This window comes from Devosia aquimaris (assembly GCF_020169335.1).
Classification (GTDB): Bacteria; Pseudomonadota; Alphaproteobacteria; order Rhizobiales; family Devosiaceae; genus Devosia; species Devosia aquimaris.
The window spans coordinates 2,594,695-2,609,949 of the sequence record NZ_JAIEZN010000001.1 but is presented as its reverse complement, the minus strand read 5'-3'; the positions used below and the strand labels follow the sequence as shown (position 1 = coordinate 2,609,949).

The 15,255-nt window shown below is 64.0% G+C and carries 18 protein-coding genes; 8 read left to right on the top strand and 10 right to left on the bottom strand.

Annotated features, from left to right (window positions below; translation table 11 throughout):
• Positions 1–181: 181 nt before the first annotated feature.
• The 3 genes from K1177_RS12545 (at position 182) to K1177_RS12535 (ending at position 2,635) form a co-directional block, all read left to right on the top strand.
• Positions 182–1,894 carry a sensor domain-containing diguanylate cyclase gene (locus tag K1177_RS12545; RefSeq protein WP_224703617.1) on the top strand — a complete coding sequence of 571 codons (1,713 nt, stop codon included), beginning with the start codon at positions 182–184 and terminating at the stop codon, positions 1,892–1,894.
• A 90-nt stretch (positions 1,895–1,984) separates the two neighbouring features.
• Positions 1,985–2,425 (top strand): hypothetical protein, encoded by a 441-nt coding sequence (locus K1177_RS12540; RefSeq protein ID WP_224703616.1) that lies wholly within the window; start codon positions 1,985–1,987, stop codon positions 2,423–2,425.
• A 3-nt stretch (positions 2,426–2,428) separates the two neighbouring features.
• Positions 2,429–2,635: a hypothetical protein gene (locus tag K1177_RS12535; RefSeq protein ID WP_137153216.1), complete on the top strand. Its 207-nt coding sequence runs from the start codon at positions 2,429–2,431 to the stop codon at positions 2,633–2,635.
• Between the two features lie 164 nt (positions 2,636–2,799).
• Here the strand turns inward: K1177_RS12535 and K1177_RS12530 are convergent, their stop codons facing one another.
• Both K1177_RS12530 and K1177_RS12525 read right to left on the bottom strand, forming a co-directional pair.
• Entirely contained in the window at positions 2,800–3,096 is a 297-nt protein-coding gene (locus K1177_RS12530) for a GNAT family N-acetyltransferase (RefSeq protein ID WP_224703615.1), read from the bottom strand.
• Positions 3,097–3,183: 87 nt separating this feature from the next.
• On the bottom strand, positions 3,184–3,885 hold the full coding sequence (locus K1177_RS12525) for a DedA family protein (protein ID WP_224703614.1): 702 nt from the start codon (positions 3,883–3,885) through the stop codon (positions 3,184–3,186).
• 127 nt (positions 3,886–4,012) lie between these two features.
• Between K1177_RS12525 and K1177_RS12520 the strand changes: the two genes are divergently transcribed.
• On the top strand, positions 4,013–4,387 hold the full coding sequence (locus K1177_RS12520; RefSeq protein WP_396120166.1) for a RidA family protein: 375 nt from the start codon (positions 4,013–4,015) through the stop codon (positions 4,385–4,387).
• A gap of 170 nt (positions 4,388–4,557) precedes the next feature.
• Here the strand turns inward: K1177_RS12520 and K1177_RS12515 are convergent, their stop codons facing one another.
• Positions 4,558–5,184, bottom strand: a complete 627-nt coding sequence (locus K1177_RS12515) for a TetR/AcrR family transcriptional regulator (RefSeq protein WP_224703613.1) — start codon at positions 5,182–5,184, stop codon at positions 4,558–4,560.
• 68 nt (positions 5,185–5,252) lie between these two features.
• Here K1177_RS12515 and K1177_RS12510 point away from each other — a divergent pair, with 68 nt between their 5' ends.
• Complete coding sequence (locus K1177_RS12510; protein ID WP_224703612.1) at positions 5,253–6,008, top strand: SDR family oxidoreductase; 756 nt, start codon at positions 5,253–5,255, stop codon at positions 6,006–6,008.
• Between the two features lie 228 nt (positions 6,009–6,236).
• On the opposite strand, the gene K1177_RS12505 is transcribed toward K1177_RS12510, so the two are convergent.
• The 3 genes from K1177_RS12505 to K1177_RS12495 form a co-directional block, all read right to left on the bottom strand.
• Positions 6,237–7,088 carry a fumarylacetoacetate hydrolase family protein gene (locus K1177_RS12505; protein ID WP_224703611.1) on the bottom strand — a complete coding sequence of 284 codons (852 nt, stop codon included), beginning with the start codon at positions 7,086–7,088 and terminating at the stop codon, positions 6,237–6,239.
• Between the two features lie 98 nt (positions 7,089–7,186).
• Positions 7,187–7,621: an RbsD/FucU family protein gene (locus tag K1177_RS12500; RefSeq protein ID WP_224703610.1), complete on the bottom strand. Its 435-nt coding sequence runs from the start codon at positions 7,619–7,621 to the stop codon at positions 7,187–7,189.
• Positions 7,622–7,635: 14 nt separating this feature from the next.
• Positions 7,636–8,379, bottom strand: a complete 744-nt coding sequence (locus tag K1177_RS12495) for a GntR family transcriptional regulator (RefSeq protein ID WP_224703609.1) — start codon at positions 8,377–8,379, stop codon at positions 7,636–7,638.
• A gap of 124 nt (positions 8,380–8,503) precedes the next feature.
• Between K1177_RS12495 and K1177_RS12490 the strand changes: the two genes are divergently transcribed.
• Positions 8,504–10,054 (top strand): UxaA family hydrolase, encoded by a 1,551-nt coding sequence (locus K1177_RS12490; protein ID WP_224703608.1) that lies wholly within the window; start codon positions 8,504–8,506, stop codon positions 10,052–10,054.
• Between the two features lie 9 nt (positions 10,055–10,063).
• On the opposite strand, the gene K1177_RS12485 is transcribed toward K1177_RS12490, so the two are convergent.
• Complete coding sequence (locus tag K1177_RS12485; RefSeq protein ID WP_224703607.1) at positions 10,064–10,696, bottom strand: class I SAM-dependent methyltransferase; 633 nt, start codon at positions 10,694–10,696, stop codon at positions 10,064–10,066.
• Positions 10,697–10,765: 69 nt separating this feature from the next.
• Here K1177_RS12485 and K1177_RS12480 point away from each other — a divergent pair, with 69 nt between their 5' ends.
• Positions 10,766–11,320 carry an AAA family ATPase gene (locus tag K1177_RS12480; RefSeq protein ID WP_224703606.1) on the top strand — a complete coding sequence of 185 codons (555 nt, stop codon included), beginning with the start codon at positions 10,766–10,768 and terminating at the stop codon, positions 11,318–11,320.
• Here the strand turns inward: K1177_RS12480 and K1177_RS12475 are convergent.
• Positions 11,317–12,231 carry an SMP-30/gluconolactonase/LRE family protein gene (locus K1177_RS12475; protein WP_224703605.1) on the bottom strand — a complete coding sequence of 305 codons (915 nt, stop codon included), beginning with the start codon at positions 12,229–12,231 and terminating at the stop codon, positions 11,317–11,319. The two genes, K1177_RS12480 and K1177_RS12475, sit on opposite strands and share 4 nt — an antisense overlap.
• Positions 12,232–12,728: 497 nt before the next feature.
• Between K1177_RS12475 and K1177_RS12470 the strand changes: the two genes are divergently transcribed.
• Positions 12,729–13,910 (top strand): alpha-hydroxy acid oxidase, encoded by a 1,182-nt coding sequence (locus tag K1177_RS12470; protein ID WP_224703604.1) that lies wholly within the window; start codon positions 12,729–12,731, stop codon positions 13,908–13,910.
• A gap of 24 nt (positions 13,911–13,934) precedes the next feature.
• Here the strand turns inward: K1177_RS12470 and K1177_RS12465 are convergent, their stop codons facing one another.
• Both K1177_RS12465 and K1177_RS12460 read right to left on the bottom strand, forming a co-directional pair.
• On the bottom strand, positions 13,935–14,738 hold the full coding sequence (locus tag K1177_RS12465) for an anti-sigma factor family protein (protein ID WP_224703603.1): 804 nt from the start codon (positions 14,736–14,738) through the stop codon (positions 13,935–13,937).
• Positions 14,735–15,241: a sigma-70 family RNA polymerase sigma factor gene (locus K1177_RS12460; protein WP_224703602.1), complete on the bottom strand. Its 507-nt coding sequence runs from the start codon at positions 15,239–15,241 to the stop codon at positions 14,735–14,737. The genes K1177_RS12465 and K1177_RS12460 overlap by 4 nt, the downstream gene beginning before the upstream one ends.
• Positions 15,242–15,255: the final 14 nt, after the last annotated feature.

Sequence of the window (15,255 nt, the reverse complement as noted above, 5' to 3'; positions counted from 1 at the left end):
CGCGGCCCTCCTTGGGACCTCAACGGTGGATTTTGTGCGGCTCTTTTGGAGTCGTTAACCGCTTTTATAGATGTGGTGTCAGACATTAAGGGGGTATCTGGGCCGTTGCCAGCGGCCCGCAACCCGCGTCGGCGAGGTCCCCATTTTCGAGTTTGGTCGCACGATCACCAGCAGCCTGCGCATGCGCGTCCTCGTGTTCGTGCTGCTGGGCTTTGCTGCCGTTGCGATTCCCGCCTATGCGGCCTTCACCTGGATCGTCAATTCCACGGTGATCCAGCTGGGCACGCTGTTTGCCGAAAAGCAGGTGCTCTACGACCGCTATCGCGGGCTCGAAACGTTGATGCGCGAGGTCTCGCTGGCCGAGACCCTGGCCGGCTCGCAGGCGGTGCGCGACTGGGCGCTGCATGAAGATGAGCCGGCCTACAAGCAGCGCGGGCTGGCCGAGCTGGAGCATTTCCGCCGCTCCTTTGTCGATCGCAGCTACTTCTTCGTCATCGGCGCCTCGGGCAATTACTATTTCAACGATGCGGCCAATGCCTTTGCCGGCAACCAGCTGCGCTATCGCATCGAGGCCAACAATCCCCGCGACGCCTGGTATTTCGCCACCGCTGCGCTGGGCAGCGGCTGTCATCTCAATGTCGACAACGACGCCCATCTCCAGCTCACCAAGGTGTGGATGAACTGCGTCATCCGCGAAGGTGGGCGCGTGCTGGGTGTGCTGGGCACCGGCATCGACCTCAGCGCCTTCATCCAGGAAGTGGTCAATGTGCCCCAGCTGGGCGTTTCGACCATGTTCGTGGACCGGCGCGGCGCCATCCAGGCCCATCGCGACCAGAACATGGTGGATTTGCGCAGCCTGTCGGACGTCGAGGATGAGCGCCGCTCGGTCTTCTCCTTGCTCGACACGGCCACCGACAAGCTGGCGCTGCGGGCGCTTCTGGACGAGGTGGCAGACGGCCAGAACCTGGTGAAGTCCGAGTTCATGTCGATCGGCGGCAAGCGCACGCTGGTGGGCGTGGGCTATCTGGACAAGCTGGGATGGTTCAACGTCACGCTGATGGATGTCGACAGCATCATCGACCGGCGCCTGTTTGTGCCCATCGGCCTGCTGCTGGCCGCGGTGATGGCGCTGGTGGCCACGGTGATGGTGCTGGTGTTCAAGCGGCAGGTGCTCGATCGGCTGACGCGGCTTGAGGATGTGGTGCGGGCCGCCCGGGTGGGCGACTATTGGCCGGCGCTGTCGATGGGCGATACGCGGCAGGACGAGATCGGCCGGCTCTCCGGCGCCTTCACCGAGATGGCGGTGACGGTGGCCGAACACACGCAAAGCCTGGAGCGCAAGGTGCGCGAGCGCACCGAAGAGCTGGAGGAGCTGGCGTTCCGCGACGGACAGACGGGGCTATCCAACCGGCGCGGCTTTCTCGCCGCCTTCCGAGATGGCATGCAGGAGCGCTCGCGTGCGCTGCTGCTGATCGACATCGACCATTTCAAGGGCGTCAACGACACCCATGGCCATGCCGCCGGGGACGCCGTGGTGCTCGAGGTGGCCCATCGCATCGCCCAGTCGATCGGCCCCAACAATATCTGCGCCCGCTGGGGTGGCGACGAATTCGTGGTGCTGCTGGGCTCCTCGACGCCGCAGCAACTGCGCCTCGCCGCCCAGGCGGTCTTTGCCAATATCGTGGGTCAACCGATCCCGCTGCCCACCGGCGATGGCATCAGCATCACCTGCAGCCTGGGCGCCTGCCTGGTGCAGGCCAATGACACCATCGAAATGGCCATAGAAATGGCCGATACCGCGCTCTATATGGCCAAGGATGGTGGTCGCAATACCACGGTGATCCTGGATTCAGAGAGCCTGGGTGTCCCCCAATCCGCCGCTTCCCTGGGCTGACAATTGCCGTTGATCGGCCAGGGTGTATAGTTTGCACCGGCAGGCGAAATCGCCTGGCGAGGCGGTTGTACAGACCGGTCGGGAGAAGCAATGGCGAGGCTGCTGATAGTGTCGATGCTGGTCGCGTGCCTGGCCGGGTGCAGCGGCACCATGCCCGGTCCACAGAGCATACAGGTGTCGGGAGCAGAGGAAGCCTATCCGGCCGACTACAAGGCGCGGGCGCTGCGGGCGCTGGGCGATGCGGCGTCCCCCGGCATGAGCATCTCGGCCCCGCAACTGACCATTGGCGAGAGTGCCTTTGGCCCCAAGCGCTGGTATGTGTGCGTGCGCGGCGTTGCGACCACGGCCAAGCCGCCCACCAAGCTCAAGCCCGTTCTCGACCTGGCCGGCGATGTCATGCGACCGGCAGCCAGCACGGGCCTTTATGAGGTGATCGTGGTGCTGCGCGGCAATGGCAGCGCCAGCCAGATCAAGACCTTTGACAGCCCGCTGTGCGCCAGCGGCAGCTACGAGCCCCTGGCGGCGGGGTGAGCCGTGCAGTTCAAGGTGACCTATGCGCGCTACTGGCCCGAGCGACGGCGGCTCGAATTCACCGCCACCGGCGAGCGTGACGGTTGCGTGTTCACGGTGGTCAGCGATGTGGTGTGCCTGAAAGACCCGCGTACGCCTGAAAATATCCATCTGGTGGCACTGGCGCGGCTCACCGAGATTTTCCGCCGCAAGAGCGCCTCGGGGCGATAGTTTTCAAGTTCAGAGGACGCAGTTCCATCACCCGTCCCTCCGCGGGCGGATCTGCATAGCGTTGCTCTGTCGGTGTCATTCAAGACCACCCCCACCCCGGCCCTCCCCTCAAGGGGGAGGGGGCGATTGAACCGCGTCAATTTCAGCCTGAATCAATCCAGGCATCAGGCCTTCAGATCTGCCCATTCGGGGTGGCGGCGGAACTGGGCCACCACATAGGAGCAGACCGGGTGGATCTTGAAGTGCTCGTGGCGGGCATCTTCAATGGCCTTGTTGACCAGGCGGGCGGCAATGCCGCGGCCCTCGAACTCAGGCGGCACGCCGGTATGGTTGATGGTCATCAGGCCATCAGCGCCGCGGGTAAAGGTCATCTCGGCTTCGGCGTGGGGCGACAGGCGGATGACATAGCGGCCGCTGGTCGGCCCGTCTTCGCGCTGCACGGTCATTTCATTGTCGTTCATCGGGTCTGCCTCGCCGCTTGGTGTTGCGGCAGGAGACCGTGCCGGGGCGGCGCCGTCAACCGGCAAAGTTGGCGCTGCGGGCGCCGCTCAGTGGCCAGGGTCCGACTGGGACCAGCGCGCCTGCATGGCGCGGCCCAGGCCGCCCAGCCAGGGCGCGAAGAACAGCAGGATGCGGCGATAGGAGTGGATGAGGATAAACAGGGCCGCCAGGATCAGCGTGCCCACCACGATCACCAGTTCGAGTGAAAGGCCGATCGACTTGAGCCAGGCCGTCAGCAGCATGCCGGGCAGGATATGGGCCGCCGCCCAGGCAAAGGCCGAGGTGACATTGATCAGGGTGAAGAAGCCATAGTTCATGCCCATGATGCCGGCGACGCCGGGGATCACCGCCTTGACGCCGGGAATGAAGCGGCCAATGAACACGGCCTTGCCGCCATGGCGGGCAAAAAAGGCCTCGCCGCGCGCAATCAGGTCACGATGGTTGCGGAAGGGCCAGATCTCCTTGATCGTGTCCTTGAGGAAATGCCCGATGGTGTAGGAGATGGCGTCGCCGATGATGGCGCCCAGCACGGCGGCGAAATAGACTTCCCAGAAGGGCAGGCGGCCTTCGGCGATGATTCCGCCGGCCAGCAGCAGCACGGGCGTGGAGGGCACGAACAGGCCCAGGATGAACACGGCTTCACCGATCGCCACCGCAAAGATGAACCAGAAGGTGAGCCAGAAATTGCCCGAGATGGTGTTCAGAAAGCTCTCGAGATAGACCGATACGGCGTGGAAGATGTCGAACATGCCGCTTCCGAGCTATTGGGCCGAACAGTGGTGGGCAAGCGCCACCGGTGGTTGACTTATGGCTGGCCAGACCGTCACGCTCAAGCATTATCATTGAGGTTTTCGTATGGGCGAGTTGCTCCACCACATGATTGCGTCCGGTCCGCGGCCGGTTGCACCCTTTTCACACGCTGTCGAGGCAGATGGCTGGGTGTTTGTCACCGGGCAGATGCCCACCAATCCCGCGGCGCCCGACGCGCCGCTGCCCGAGGGTGTGGAAGCGCAGACCCGCCAGGTGATGGATAATCTCAGAATCGTGCTGGGCGGCATCGGCCTGGGGCTCGAGCATGTCACCATGGCGCGGATTTACCTGACGCAGTTCGAGCGCGACTATGCGGCGCTCAATGCGCTGTGGCCTAGCTTTTTCGAGGCGGGCAAGCTGCCGGCGCGCACGACCGTGGGCGTCACCGCGCTGGCCGTGGGTGCGCTGGTGGAGATCGACCTGGTGGCGCGGCGGCCTTAGGGGGGCGGGCATCGTCGCCCTGTCCACTATAGGCCCAGCAGAGGTGGGGGCGAGCCCAATGTGGGGCGAATGCGGTTTGGCTGCTGGCGATCCCCATTCAGTCATTCCACCGTGGGTCCCCGGAGGCCGTCCTCGATCAACAAGTGGACTGTATCAGACGTGCTGGACATCTATCGCGCGGAGGCGACATAGGCACGGCACGCGCGGGGCAGTTCTTGGCGCAGGCGTGCCAGATTGTCCGGCGAGGCTGCCGTATCGAGGAGCATACGAACCGTCCCGCCGATGATCACCGCAAGCATGAATGCGACCGCCTCGCAGTCGGCGAAATGGGCATCGGGCGCGGCAGCCAGAAGGCCCGAAAACACCTCTGTCATCTGCGCCAAAGCCTGCCCCATGCCCTCCGCTAGGTCAAACTCTGCAACAACACCATAGAGCGCTCGGAAGGCCTCGGATTCGGGCGTCTTGGCATCGATCCACGCCAGAGCAAGGCCCTCGGCGACCGTGCCGACATCCTGTCCGCGTAGTTGCTCGGCGGCAGTCAGCATGAAACCAATAACGGTTTCGAGTTGCCGTTCCACCATGGCAAACAGAAGCGCCTGCTTGTGCGGATAGTATTGATACATCGTCCCGATAGAGACCCCGGCACGTTCGGCCACACGCGCGGTCGTCAGCCGGCCAACGCCCTCAGCAAGCAAAACCTGAATAGTGGCCGTGTGGATTGCCTCCAGTGTCGCGGTTGAACGCGCTTGTTTGGGCGCTTTTCGGGGCCTGAGGAGCGATGGGGCGGGCCGGTTCATAATGCGATTACCGAAACTGAGGAAACCCTCATATATTCGGTGCACACGCAAATACCAAGGATATCTGGATGCCCACCGCTCTTATTACCGGCTGCTCGACCGGCTTCGGCCGCCAAACCGCTCTGCACTTTATCGACAAGGGCTGGACCGTCTTTGCCAGCATGCGCGATCCCGCCGCCAACACGATGCCGGCGTCCGAGCGCCTGCATGTCCTGCCCCTCGACGTCACTAACTCAGGCTCGATCGCCGCGGCGTTCACGCAGGCCGGACAAATCGACGTCCTGGTCAACAACGCTGGCATCGGCTGGTTCAATGCGCTGGAAGGCACGCCAATCGATACGGCGCGCGAGGTGTTTGAAACTAATTTGTTCGGCATGATTGCGATGATGCAGGCTGTGCTGCCGGGTATGCGCGAACGGCAGTCCGGCACCATCGTCAATATTTCGTCGAGCACCATATACGCGCCAATGCCGCTGCTGGCCGTCTACCGTGCCAGCAAGGCCGCCGTGACGGCGATGACCGAAGCAGCCGCCGGTGAACTGGCCCCGTTCAATGTCAGGGCAAGGGTTGTTGTTCCCGGCCTCGCACCCGCCACGAGCTTTGCGGCCAATATCCAGGAGCGCGTCGCCAAGGGAGGCTGGTTTCCGCCGGCCTATGCCGATTTCGCGCAGAAAGCCCTCGTCCACCTGCAGAGCCAGCCCCCCGAGCAGGTCACCACTGCGTCCGATGTCGCCGAGGCTGTCTTCCGTTCCGCGACCGACCCAGACTGCCCAGCAGTCCTGCCGGCCGGCCCCGATGCGATAGCATGGTCGCAGAAGCGGTAGACGATCCGGGGCGGACATGCCGATGTTCGCCCCGGCTTGAGGGATGGGCAAGCGGCACGGGTCACTGGCCGGCCTAGGCATAAGTCGAGGTCAATCGCTGTCCGCCTCAGGGCACGCCACTCCAAGACCTGCCTTTCCGTGACCCCCTCCTAGCAGCCGTCGCTCAGGAGCCGCGCAAAGTCATCCCCTCCCCCTGCCGAGGGCAGGGGGAGCAAGGATGTCGCCCTTTCAGGCGCTATAGGCCTTCACGTTCTGGGCCTGCTCGCCGAGGCCTTCGATGCCCAGGCGCATGACGTTGCCGGGCTTGAGCCAGACCGGGTTCGGCTTGATGCCCATGCCGACGCCGGGGGGCGTGCCGGTCGAGATGATGTCGCCGGGCTGCAGGCTCATGAACTGGCTGACATAGCTGACTACATTGGCGACGCCGAAGATCATCGTCTTGGTCGAGCCGTTCTGGTAGCGCTTGCCGTCGACCTCGAGCCACATCTTGAGATTCTGCGGGTCGGCGACTTCGTCGCGGGTCACCAGCCAGGGGCCGATGGGGCCAAAGGTGTCGCAGCCCTTGCCCTTGTCCCAGGTGCCGCCGCGTTCGGTCTGGAAATGGCGTTCGGAGACGTCGTTGATCACGCAATAGCCGGCGACGTGGTCCATGGCATTGGCCTCGTCGACATAGCGGGCCTCCTTGCCGATGACGACGCCGAGTTCGACTTCCCAATCCGGCTTGATGGCGTTCTTGGGGATGATCACATCGTCATTGGGGCCGATGATGGCGCTGGTGGCCTTCATGAAGATGATGGGCTCTTCGGGGATCTTGGCGCCGGTTTCGGCGGCATGGTCAGCGTAGTTGAGCCCGATGCAGATGAATTTGCCGACATTGGCCACGCAGGCGCCGATGCGCTGGTTGGCGTCGAGCTGGGGCAGGGTGCTTACATCGACAGCCGCGACATGGGCCAGGCCTTCGGGGGTGAGCGTGTCGCCGCCGATGTCGCCGACAATGCCAGAGAGGTCGCGGATGGAGCCGTCCTGCGCCAGAATGGCAGGCTTTTCAGCGCCCTTGGCGCCGATGCGGAGCAGTTTCATGATTGGATGTCCTTGTGCCGTCGGCCCGTGCATAGAGCTAACATGTCAGTGTGTCGAGGCCAACCTTGGTACAGGGTCTGGCTGGCCTCGCGCTGGTCTCAGGCGTCGGGGCGGATAATGCCCTTCTTGAGCAGGATATTACCGTACAGGCGCCGTTCGCCGGTCTGGACGATGGCATAGGCCGTCTTGACGCGGTCGTAGAAGGCAAAGCGTTCCAGCGAGGAGACGCCCATCTTGGGCTCATGCTTGCGCACGATGGTGTCGAAGGCATCGACGACAGGCTCGCGCTTGCCGGCATCGCCGACGGTCTGCATGGTGAGCACCGGCTCATCGACAAAGTCATCGAGCGGCATCAGCGTCAGCACGGCGTCGAGCACATCGGTGGCGCTGATCCCATCCAGGCGCACCAGCACCGGCCCGGCCGAATCGGCGGGATAGTTGGCGTCCACGATGGCGATCTCGTCGCCATGACCCATGGCCCGCAGGATGCCCAGCAGGTCGGGTCCCAGGATGGGGGGAATGTTCTTGAGCATTCTTGGTGGCCTCCTCAGCCAAACGGAAAACTGTCGCTGCCCAGGGTGTCGCCATCGGCGAACAGGCCGGGATGCTCGCGGGCGAAGGCGAAGAGCTCCACCATCACTGCGTCGATATGGGCGCGCATGGCGCTTGTGGCCCGGGCCTGGTCGCTGGCCAGGATGCCATCGAGAATGGCCTGGTGCTCGGCAATGGTCAGCGCCAGCCGGCGCGGGGTGATGATCAGCCGGCGGGCGCGATCGAGATTGGCGCGGGCGCTGTCGATGATCCCCTTGATCTTGGAGAACTGCATGGCCCGGAAGATGATGTCGTGGAACTCGATGTCGATGGCGTGAAAGCCTTCGGCATCATCGTGTTCAGCGGCAATGCGCTGTTCGGCGATATTGGCCTTGAGCGCGGCAATCAGCTCGCTGTCATGGCTGCCGATGAAGACACGGAGCGCCTCGCTCTCGAGCCCTTTGCGGATCAGCATATATTCGCGCACGTCGGCGATGCGGACCAGTGAGACGGTGGAACCGCGCTGCGGGGCAATGTCGACCAGGCCCTCGATCTGCAGCCGTGACAGGGCCTCGCTCACCGGAAAGCGCGAGACGCCCAGTTGCTGGCAGACCAGCGACTTGTCGATGACACTGCCCGGCGGCAGGTCGAGCCGCACGATGGCCTGGCGAATCGCCGCCGTCACCTCGGCAGTCACGCTGCCGCGGGTCAGCGCAGTCTGCGGCGTCAGAAAAGAGTAGGGACTTGCTGGCGATGTCATGCTAACATGTTAGTTAGTGCCGTGATGCTTTACAACGATCATCGCTGTGGGTTGCCCTGCAATCTGTCGGTTTGTGGCCCGTTGGTAAAGCGCGGTTGAGATCCTAGCACTGGAAGCCCTTTTTATGTCCGACACGATGACCCGTCCGCAGCCCCGCACGCTGGTGCTCAATGGCGCAGACAATATTGCAGTGGCCCTTGTCAACCTGGAGGTGGGCAGTGCCACCCCGCAGGGTCCGGCCATCGTGCGCCGTGTGCCCAAGGGGCACAAATTTGCCATTCGGCCCATCGCGGCAGGCGAGCCGATCCTGAAGTTTGGGCAGATCATCGGCTTTGCCAAGGAAGCCATCGTGCCCGGCGACTGGGTGCATGAGCACAATTGCGGCATGGGTGGCCCCGATGGCTCGCTGACGCATGACTATGCCTTTGCCGAGGGCGCCATTCCCCCCGAGATGATCCCGGTGGAAGAGCGCGCAACCTTTGAGGGCTATCGCCGCGCCAATGGCTCGGTGGGCACGCGCAATTATGTGGGGATCCTCACCTCGGTGAACTGCTCGGCCACCGTGGCCAAGTTCATTGCCGAGGGCATCAACCGCTCGGGTATTCTCGATGACTATCCGGAAATCGACGGCGTCGTGCCCTTCGTCCATGGCACGGGCTGCGGCATGGAAAGCCGCGGCGAGGGCTTCAACATCCTGCAGCGCACGCAGTGGGGCTATACGTCCAACCCCAACCTGGGCGCGGCCATGCTGGTGGGGCTGGGCTGCGAAGTGTTCCAGATCGGCCGGATGAAGGAGACCTATGGCATTGTCGAGAGCGACACCTTCCAGACCATGACCATTCAGGAGCGCGGCGGCACGCGCAAGATCGTGGAATGGGGCATTGAGCAGATGAAGGAAATGCTGCCCATCGCCGCCCGCGCCCGGCGCGAGACGGTGGATGCCTCCGAACTCGTGCTGGCGCTGCAATGTGGTGGGTCCGATGGCTATTCGGGGATCACGGCCAATCCGGCGCTGGGCCATGCTGCCGATATCCTGGTGCGCAATGGCGGCACTGCCATCCTCAGCGAAACCTCTGAGATCTATGGCGCAGAGCATCTGCTGACCCGCCGCGCGGTGACGCGCGAAGTGGGCGAGAAGCTGATCAGCCGCATCCATTGGTGGGAAGACTATACCAAGCGCAACCATGGCGAGATGAACAACAATCCCTCGCCGGGCAACAAGCTGGGCGGGTTGACCACGATTCTGGAAAAGTCGCTCGGTGCGGCGGCCAAGGGCGGCACGACGCCGCTGACGGCGGTCTATGAATATGCCGAAAAGATCACCGAAAAGGGCTTTGTGTTCATGGACACGCCCGGCTTTGATCCGGTCTCGGCCACTGGCCAGGTGGCGGGCGGCGCCAATGTGCTGGCGTTCACCACCGGGCGCGGTTCGGCCTATGGCTGCAAGCCGGTGCCTTCGATCAAGCTGGCCACCAATTCGGACATGTATGCGCGCATGACCGAGGACATGGACATCAACTGCGGCGACATCATCGATGGCGTCTCCATCGAGGAGAAGGGCCGCGAGATTTTCGATCTCATCCTCAAGACCGCCTCGGGCGAGCCGACCAAGTCCGAAGCCCTGGGCTATGGCGACAATGAGTTCGTGCCCTGGCAGGTCGGGGCGACGATGTAATCTGCCGCTTCAACGCAGGCGATAGACTACACCCATGCGGTTGGCGGTGTCCCTGGCATCGCCGACATCGCTGACCGTGTAGCGGGCGACCTCGGTGAGCGCATCGCGTGGCAGGTCGCGGCGGTCGGGGTCGCCGATCAAAACGGTGATGCCGTTGGCCTGGCAGCGCCGGAGAAACGGCAGCATGAGCGCTGCGACCTCGGCGTTGTAGAACACATCGCCCGCAGCGATCAGGTCGATGGCTTTGGGCGCCGGGCCATCGAGATCAATCTCTCGCAGCGGGATGGCCACGCCATTGGCCGCCGCGTTGAGGCCAATGGCGGCGCGCCCATTGGCGTCGATTTCGGCTGCCTGAACCAGGGCGCCCGCCTGTGCCGCAGCGATGCCGACGAGGCCCGACCCGGCGCCCAGATCAAGCACGCGTTTGCCGGCGACCAGTTCCGGATGAGCGGCAAAGTGATGCGCCAGGGCCAGCCCGCCGGCCCATGGATAGGCCCAATAGGGCGCCGGCGGATCGTCGCCGTCCTCGCTGAAGAGCCGTGACAGCCGGCTGCCGGCATGGGCGGTATAGAGGCTGATGCCGGGCAGGCCCGGCACGGGCTTGAGCTGCAGATGGCTGGTGATGAAATCGGCTGGTTCCACGCGCTGTTCCGCTTGTTTCGCATCCCCGATCAGGGCGCTGTTTTCCGACTTCACATGGAGTGTCCATAATTGCCTAGACCAGATCACGCATCCAGTCGCTTTGTTGTTCTCTCGGGTTGCTCGGGCGGCGGCAAATCGACACTGCTCGACGAACTGGCGCGGCGTGGCCATGCCTGCTTGCCTGAACCGGGGCGTCGTATCGTGGCCGAGGAACTGGCCGGAAGCGGAGCGGCCTTGCCCTGGGTCGATGCCGCTGCCTTTGCCCGGCGCGCCATTGCCATGGCACAGGCTGATATTGCCGCGGCAGCCGACCAGCCCGGCTGGGTGTTCTTTGATCGCGGCCTTGTGGATGCCGCGGCGGCGCTGGCGCATCTGTGCGGCGTGCCGCTGATCGAAAGCCTGGGGCCGGTGCGGCACTACCATGATGAGGTGTTCCTGGTGCCACCCTGGCCGGAAATCTATGTGCAGGATGCCGAGCGCCAGCATGGGCTGGCGGCTGCCGAGGCCGAATATGCCCGATTGCTGCAGGCCTATCCGGCGCTGGGCTACCACGTCACCATTCTGCCCAAGGTCAGCGTCGCCGAGCGGGCCAACTTCGTGCTCGCCCGGCTGGGCGCCCGCTAGGGCCGCTGCAGCCCCGTCGCGCTGACATAGGTGGCCATCACATATTGGCTGCAGGTGATGAAGAGGCGATTGCGACGCGGGCCGCCGAAGACCACGTTGGAAGTCTTGGCACCGGTCTTGATGCGGCCCAGGAGCGTTCCGGCGGGATCATAGACATTCACGCCCAGCCCGGCGCTGGTCCAGACATTGCCTTGCGTATCGAGCCGGAAGCCATCGGGCAGGCCGGAGTCGATGTCGGCAAACACTTTTGGGTTGGTGAGCCTGGCGCCTTCGACATTGAACTGGCGGATATGGGCCGGGTAGTCGGGGTCGTGGCTCTGGCCGGTATCGGAGACATAAAGGATCGATTCATCGGGCGAGAAGGCCAGGCCATTGGGCTTGGCGAAATCATCGGCCACCACGGTCAGCGATCCATAGGCGGGGTCGAAGCGATAGACGTAGCAGCCGGCCTGTTCCTGCTCGGACTTGTAGCCTTCGTAGTCGCTCAAAATGCCGTAGGGCGGATCGGTGAACCAGACGGTGCCGTCGGACTTGACCACCACGTCATTGGGCGAATTGAGCCGCTTGCCCTGATAGCTGTCGACCAGCGTGGTGATGGTGCCATCGGCCTCGGTGCGCAGCACGGCGCGGGCGCCATGCGAACAGGAGATCAGCCGGCCCTGACGGTCGCGGGTATTGCCGTTGACATAGTTGGAGGGCGTGCGGAACGTCGTTACGCCGAGGTCAGGCACCCATTTGAGCATGCGGTTGTTGGGAATATCGCTCCAGACCAGGAAATTGCCATCGGCAAACCACACCGGCCCTTCGGCCCAGCGGCAGCCGTCATAGAGCACTTCGAGCGGCGCTATGCCGATGGTCAGGTCATAGAATTTCTTGTCGATGAACTCGAGCGCGTCGCCGCCGATGGCCATGGTGTGTCTCCCCCGTTTTTGCCTGCATATGACGAGAAGTCGGCGGTGCTGACAAGGCTTTGTCACCGAGGCGTCTGTGCGCAGATTTCACCTTGGCGTGGATCGGGGACCATCCGGAGATTGCGGAAATGCCGCCATGTGGTCCGTTTGACCCATCTTGCGGTTGCGACGCGATCTCGGGATGGGTCCCCGCTTTCGCGGGGATGACACCGCGTTTTGGGAGGCAGACTGCTTCTGCAAGAGCGCCCGTTCATACTTCCCCGCATTCGCCGTCATTGCCCGGCTTGTCCGGGCAATCCAGGGCTGGCCTCTGGACGTCGGGAGCTTCCCCATGGATCACCCGGACAAGCCGGGTGATTACGGTGGCTGGGGCGGCCTTGGCGCCAAATAGACATGAGTGGCAGTTGGCGCACAGATGTCCCCTCGAAGCGCCCAACTGCCAATTGACGACTAACATGTTAGTTGTTACGGCAGGATCACACCGCAGGAGTGCGCACATGCCCAATCTCGACAAGATCCTCACCGTGGCCGAGATGAAGGAGAAGGCGCGGCGTTCGGTGCCCAAGATGTTCTTCGAATATGCCGACAGCGGCAGCTATACCGAAGGCACCTATCGGGCCAATGAGAGCGACTTCAACAAGATCAGCCTGCGCCAGAAGGTGGCGGTGAACCTGGAGGGCCGCAACCTCAAGACCTCCATGCTGGGCAAGACCATCACCATGCCGGTGGCCATTGCCCCGGCGGCGACCGGCGGCATGCAGATCGCCGACGGGGAAATCAAGGCGGCCAAGGCCGCCGAGGCATTCGGCATTCCTTTCACGCTCTCGACCATGTCGGTCTGCTCGATCGAGGACGTCGCGGAAAACACCAGTGCGCCATTCTGGTTCCAGCTCTATGTGATGCGCGATCGCGGCTTCATCGAAAGGCTGATCGACCGGGCCAAGGCGGCGAAGTGTTCGGCGCTGGTGCTGACGATGGATCTTCAGATCCTGGGCCAGCGCCACAAGGACATTCACAATGGCCTTTCGACACCGCCCAAGTTCACGCCCTATTCGATCTTTCAGATGATGCAGCACCCCATCTGGTGCGCGCGCATGCTGGGCACCAAGCGGCATACCTTCCGCAATATCGTGGGCCATGTGGATGGCAATCACGACTTGGCCTCTCTCTCGGCCTGGACGTCGAGCCAGTTCGACCCCACGCTCAACTGGGCCGATGTCGCCTGGGTCAAGAAACGCTTCGGCGGCCCGGTGATCGTCAAGGGCGTGCTCGACCGCGAGGATGCGATTGCCGCGGTCGAGAACGGCGCCGATGCGGTGATCGTGTCCAATCACGGCGGGCGTCAGCTCGATGGCGCGCCCTCGACCATTCGCGTGCTGCCAGAGATCATCGATGCGATCGGCAAGCGCACGGAGGTCTATCTCGATAGCGGTATCCGCTCAGGCCAGGATGTGATCAAGGCGCTGGCTTATGGTGCCAAGGGCACTTTTATCGGCCGCCCCATGCTCTATGGGCTGGGCGCCGGTGGCCAGGCGGGCGTGGCGCGCGTGCTCGAGATCATCCGCAAGGAGCTCGACACCACCATGGCGCTGTGCGGCGAGCGCGACATTGTCAATGTCGGGCTGCACAATATCTATTCCAACGACATTCCGCCGCGCCGCGCGCCGCTGGCCCCGTAAGGCTGCAAGCTTAAGGGGCGCGGCCTAGCCCCGGTAGGCCTGGCCCGCGGTGACGTCGCCTTCGGTCATCTGGCGGTACACGGCCTGCGACACGGCCTTCATCTGGTCATCGGGCAGGGACCCCACCACGGTGCAGGTGATGCGGCTATTGGCCCAATAGAAGGCCTCGGCCCCACCGGCATCGGCGAATTGATAGGCCGGGGTGCGGTCGGGCAGGGCGGCAGTCACATAGACCGTGATGCGGTCCTTGGCGGTGTTTTCATACATCAGCTGCGCGGCGCGGCCGCCGGCATCGGGCTGGCCGGGCAGCAGACGGCCACCGACCAGGGTAAAGCCCTCGCCGGTCAGGTCCGGCGTGCCCAGCGGGGTGGCCAGGCGGTTGGACAGCCAGGCCGTCAAATGATCCTCGTCGGTCGCGGGCACTTCCACCGCATGGCGGTTCTCGGCGACAAAGACGGTATGGGCGTTGACCGCATCGGCGATCAGGGTCTGGCTGGGCGGGGCGCCACTCAGCAGGGGCCGGCCAAACCAGCCCAGGCCGAGGCCGAGACCGACCAGCACAACGGCTGCCGCAGCCCAGCGCCAGGATTGCAGGCGCCGCGAACTGGCCTCGGCGGCGATGCGACGGGGCCGCAGGCGGGCCGGCACGGGTTCGGCAACGACGGGATCAAACAGGGTATGGATGGCATCGGACTGGCGCTGCAGCAGGGCCACTTCCGCCGCGGCTTCGGGATTGGTGGCCAGATGGGCCTCCACCAGCAGGCGCTGGTCGGCCTCGAGCTGGCCGTCGGCATAAGCCATCAGCATGTCGCGGGTGATCTCGGTCATTTCACCGTCCTCAGATGGGGCTCGGCCGGCGTGCCGGTCGCCAGGCGCAGGGCGGCGCGGGCGCGGCCCAGCCGGCTCATCAGCGTGCCTTGCGGAATCTTCAGGATGGCAGCGGCCTCCGCATAAGGCAGGCCTTCGAGGGCCACAAGCAGCAAGGCTTCCTTTTGCTCCAGTGGCAGGGTGTCGATGGCCCGGGCCATTTCGGCCAGTGCCAGATGGCCCGGCTGCGGCGCCGGGGTCGATGGCTCGGCAATGCTGTCGAAATCGACCGTGCTCGGCTGATGTCGCGCCGTGCGCAGGCTGTTGCGATAGAGGTTGAGCAGAATGGTGAAGAGCCAGGCGCGGACCGGCCCGCTTGGGCGGAACAGCCCGCGCCGGGAGATGGCGCGTTCCAGACAATCCTGAACCAGATCATCGGCCAGGTCGAGATTGCGCGTCAGCGCCCGGGCATAGCGCCGCAGGGCCGGTACGCAGGCTTCGACCTGATCGAGAAAACTGTCCAAGACCGCGCTCGCCG

Coding starts and splice junctions, on each gene's coding strand:
- K1177_RS12505 (WP_224703611.1), bottom strand. CDS start 7,088: ATGAAACTGCTCCGCATCGGCGCCAAGGGCGCTGAAAAGCCTGCCATT.
- K1177_RS12520 (WP_396120166.1), top strand. CDS start 4,013: ATGATTGCGTCCGGTCCGCGGCCGGTTGCACCCTTTTCACACGCTGTC.
- K1177_RS12495 (WP_224703609.1), bottom strand. CDS start 8,379: ATGACATCGCCAGCAAGTCCCTACTCTTTTCTGACGCCGCAGACTGCG.
- K1177_RS12475 (WP_224703605.1), bottom strand. CDS start 12,231: ATGGCCATCGGCGGCGACGCGCTCGAGTTCATCGACAAGAAATTCTAT.
- K1177_RS12530 (WP_224703615.1), bottom strand. CDS start 3,096: ATGAACGACAATGAAATGACCGTGCAGCGCGAAGACGGGCCGACCAGC.
- K1177_RS12515 (WP_224703613.1), bottom strand. CDS start 5,184: ATGAACCGGCCCGCCCCATCGCTCCTCAGGCCCCGAAAAGCGCCCAAA.
- K1177_RS12470 (WP_224703604.1), top strand. CDS start 12,729: ATGCCCAATCTCGACAAGATCCTCACCGTGGCCGAGATGAAGGAGAAG.
- K1177_RS12540 (WP_224703616.1), top strand. CDS start 1,985: ATGGCGAGGCTGCTGATAGTGTCGATGCTGGTCGCGTGCCTGGCCGGG.
- K1177_RS12545 (WP_224703617.1), top strand. CDS start 182: ATGCGCGTCCTCGTGTTCGTGCTGCTGGGCTTTGCTGCCGTTGCGATT.
- K1177_RS12510 (WP_224703612.1), top strand. CDS start 5,253: ATGCCCACCGCTCTTATTACCGGCTGCTCGACCGGCTTCGGCCGCCAA.
- K1177_RS12490 (WP_224703608.1), top strand. CDS start 8,504: ATGTCCGACACGATGACCCGTCCGCAGCCCCGCACGCTGGTGCTCAAT.
- K1177_RS12525 (WP_224703614.1), bottom strand. CDS start 3,885: ATGTTCGACATCTTCCACGCCGTATCGGTCTATCTCGAGAGCTTTCTG.
- K1177_RS12465 (WP_224703603.1), bottom strand. CDS start 14,738: ATGACCGAGATCACCCGCGACATGCTGATGGCTTATGCCGACGGCCAG.
- K1177_RS12500 (WP_224703610.1), bottom strand. CDS start 7,621: ATGCTCAAGAACATTCCCCCCATCCTGGGACCCGACCTGCTGGGCATC.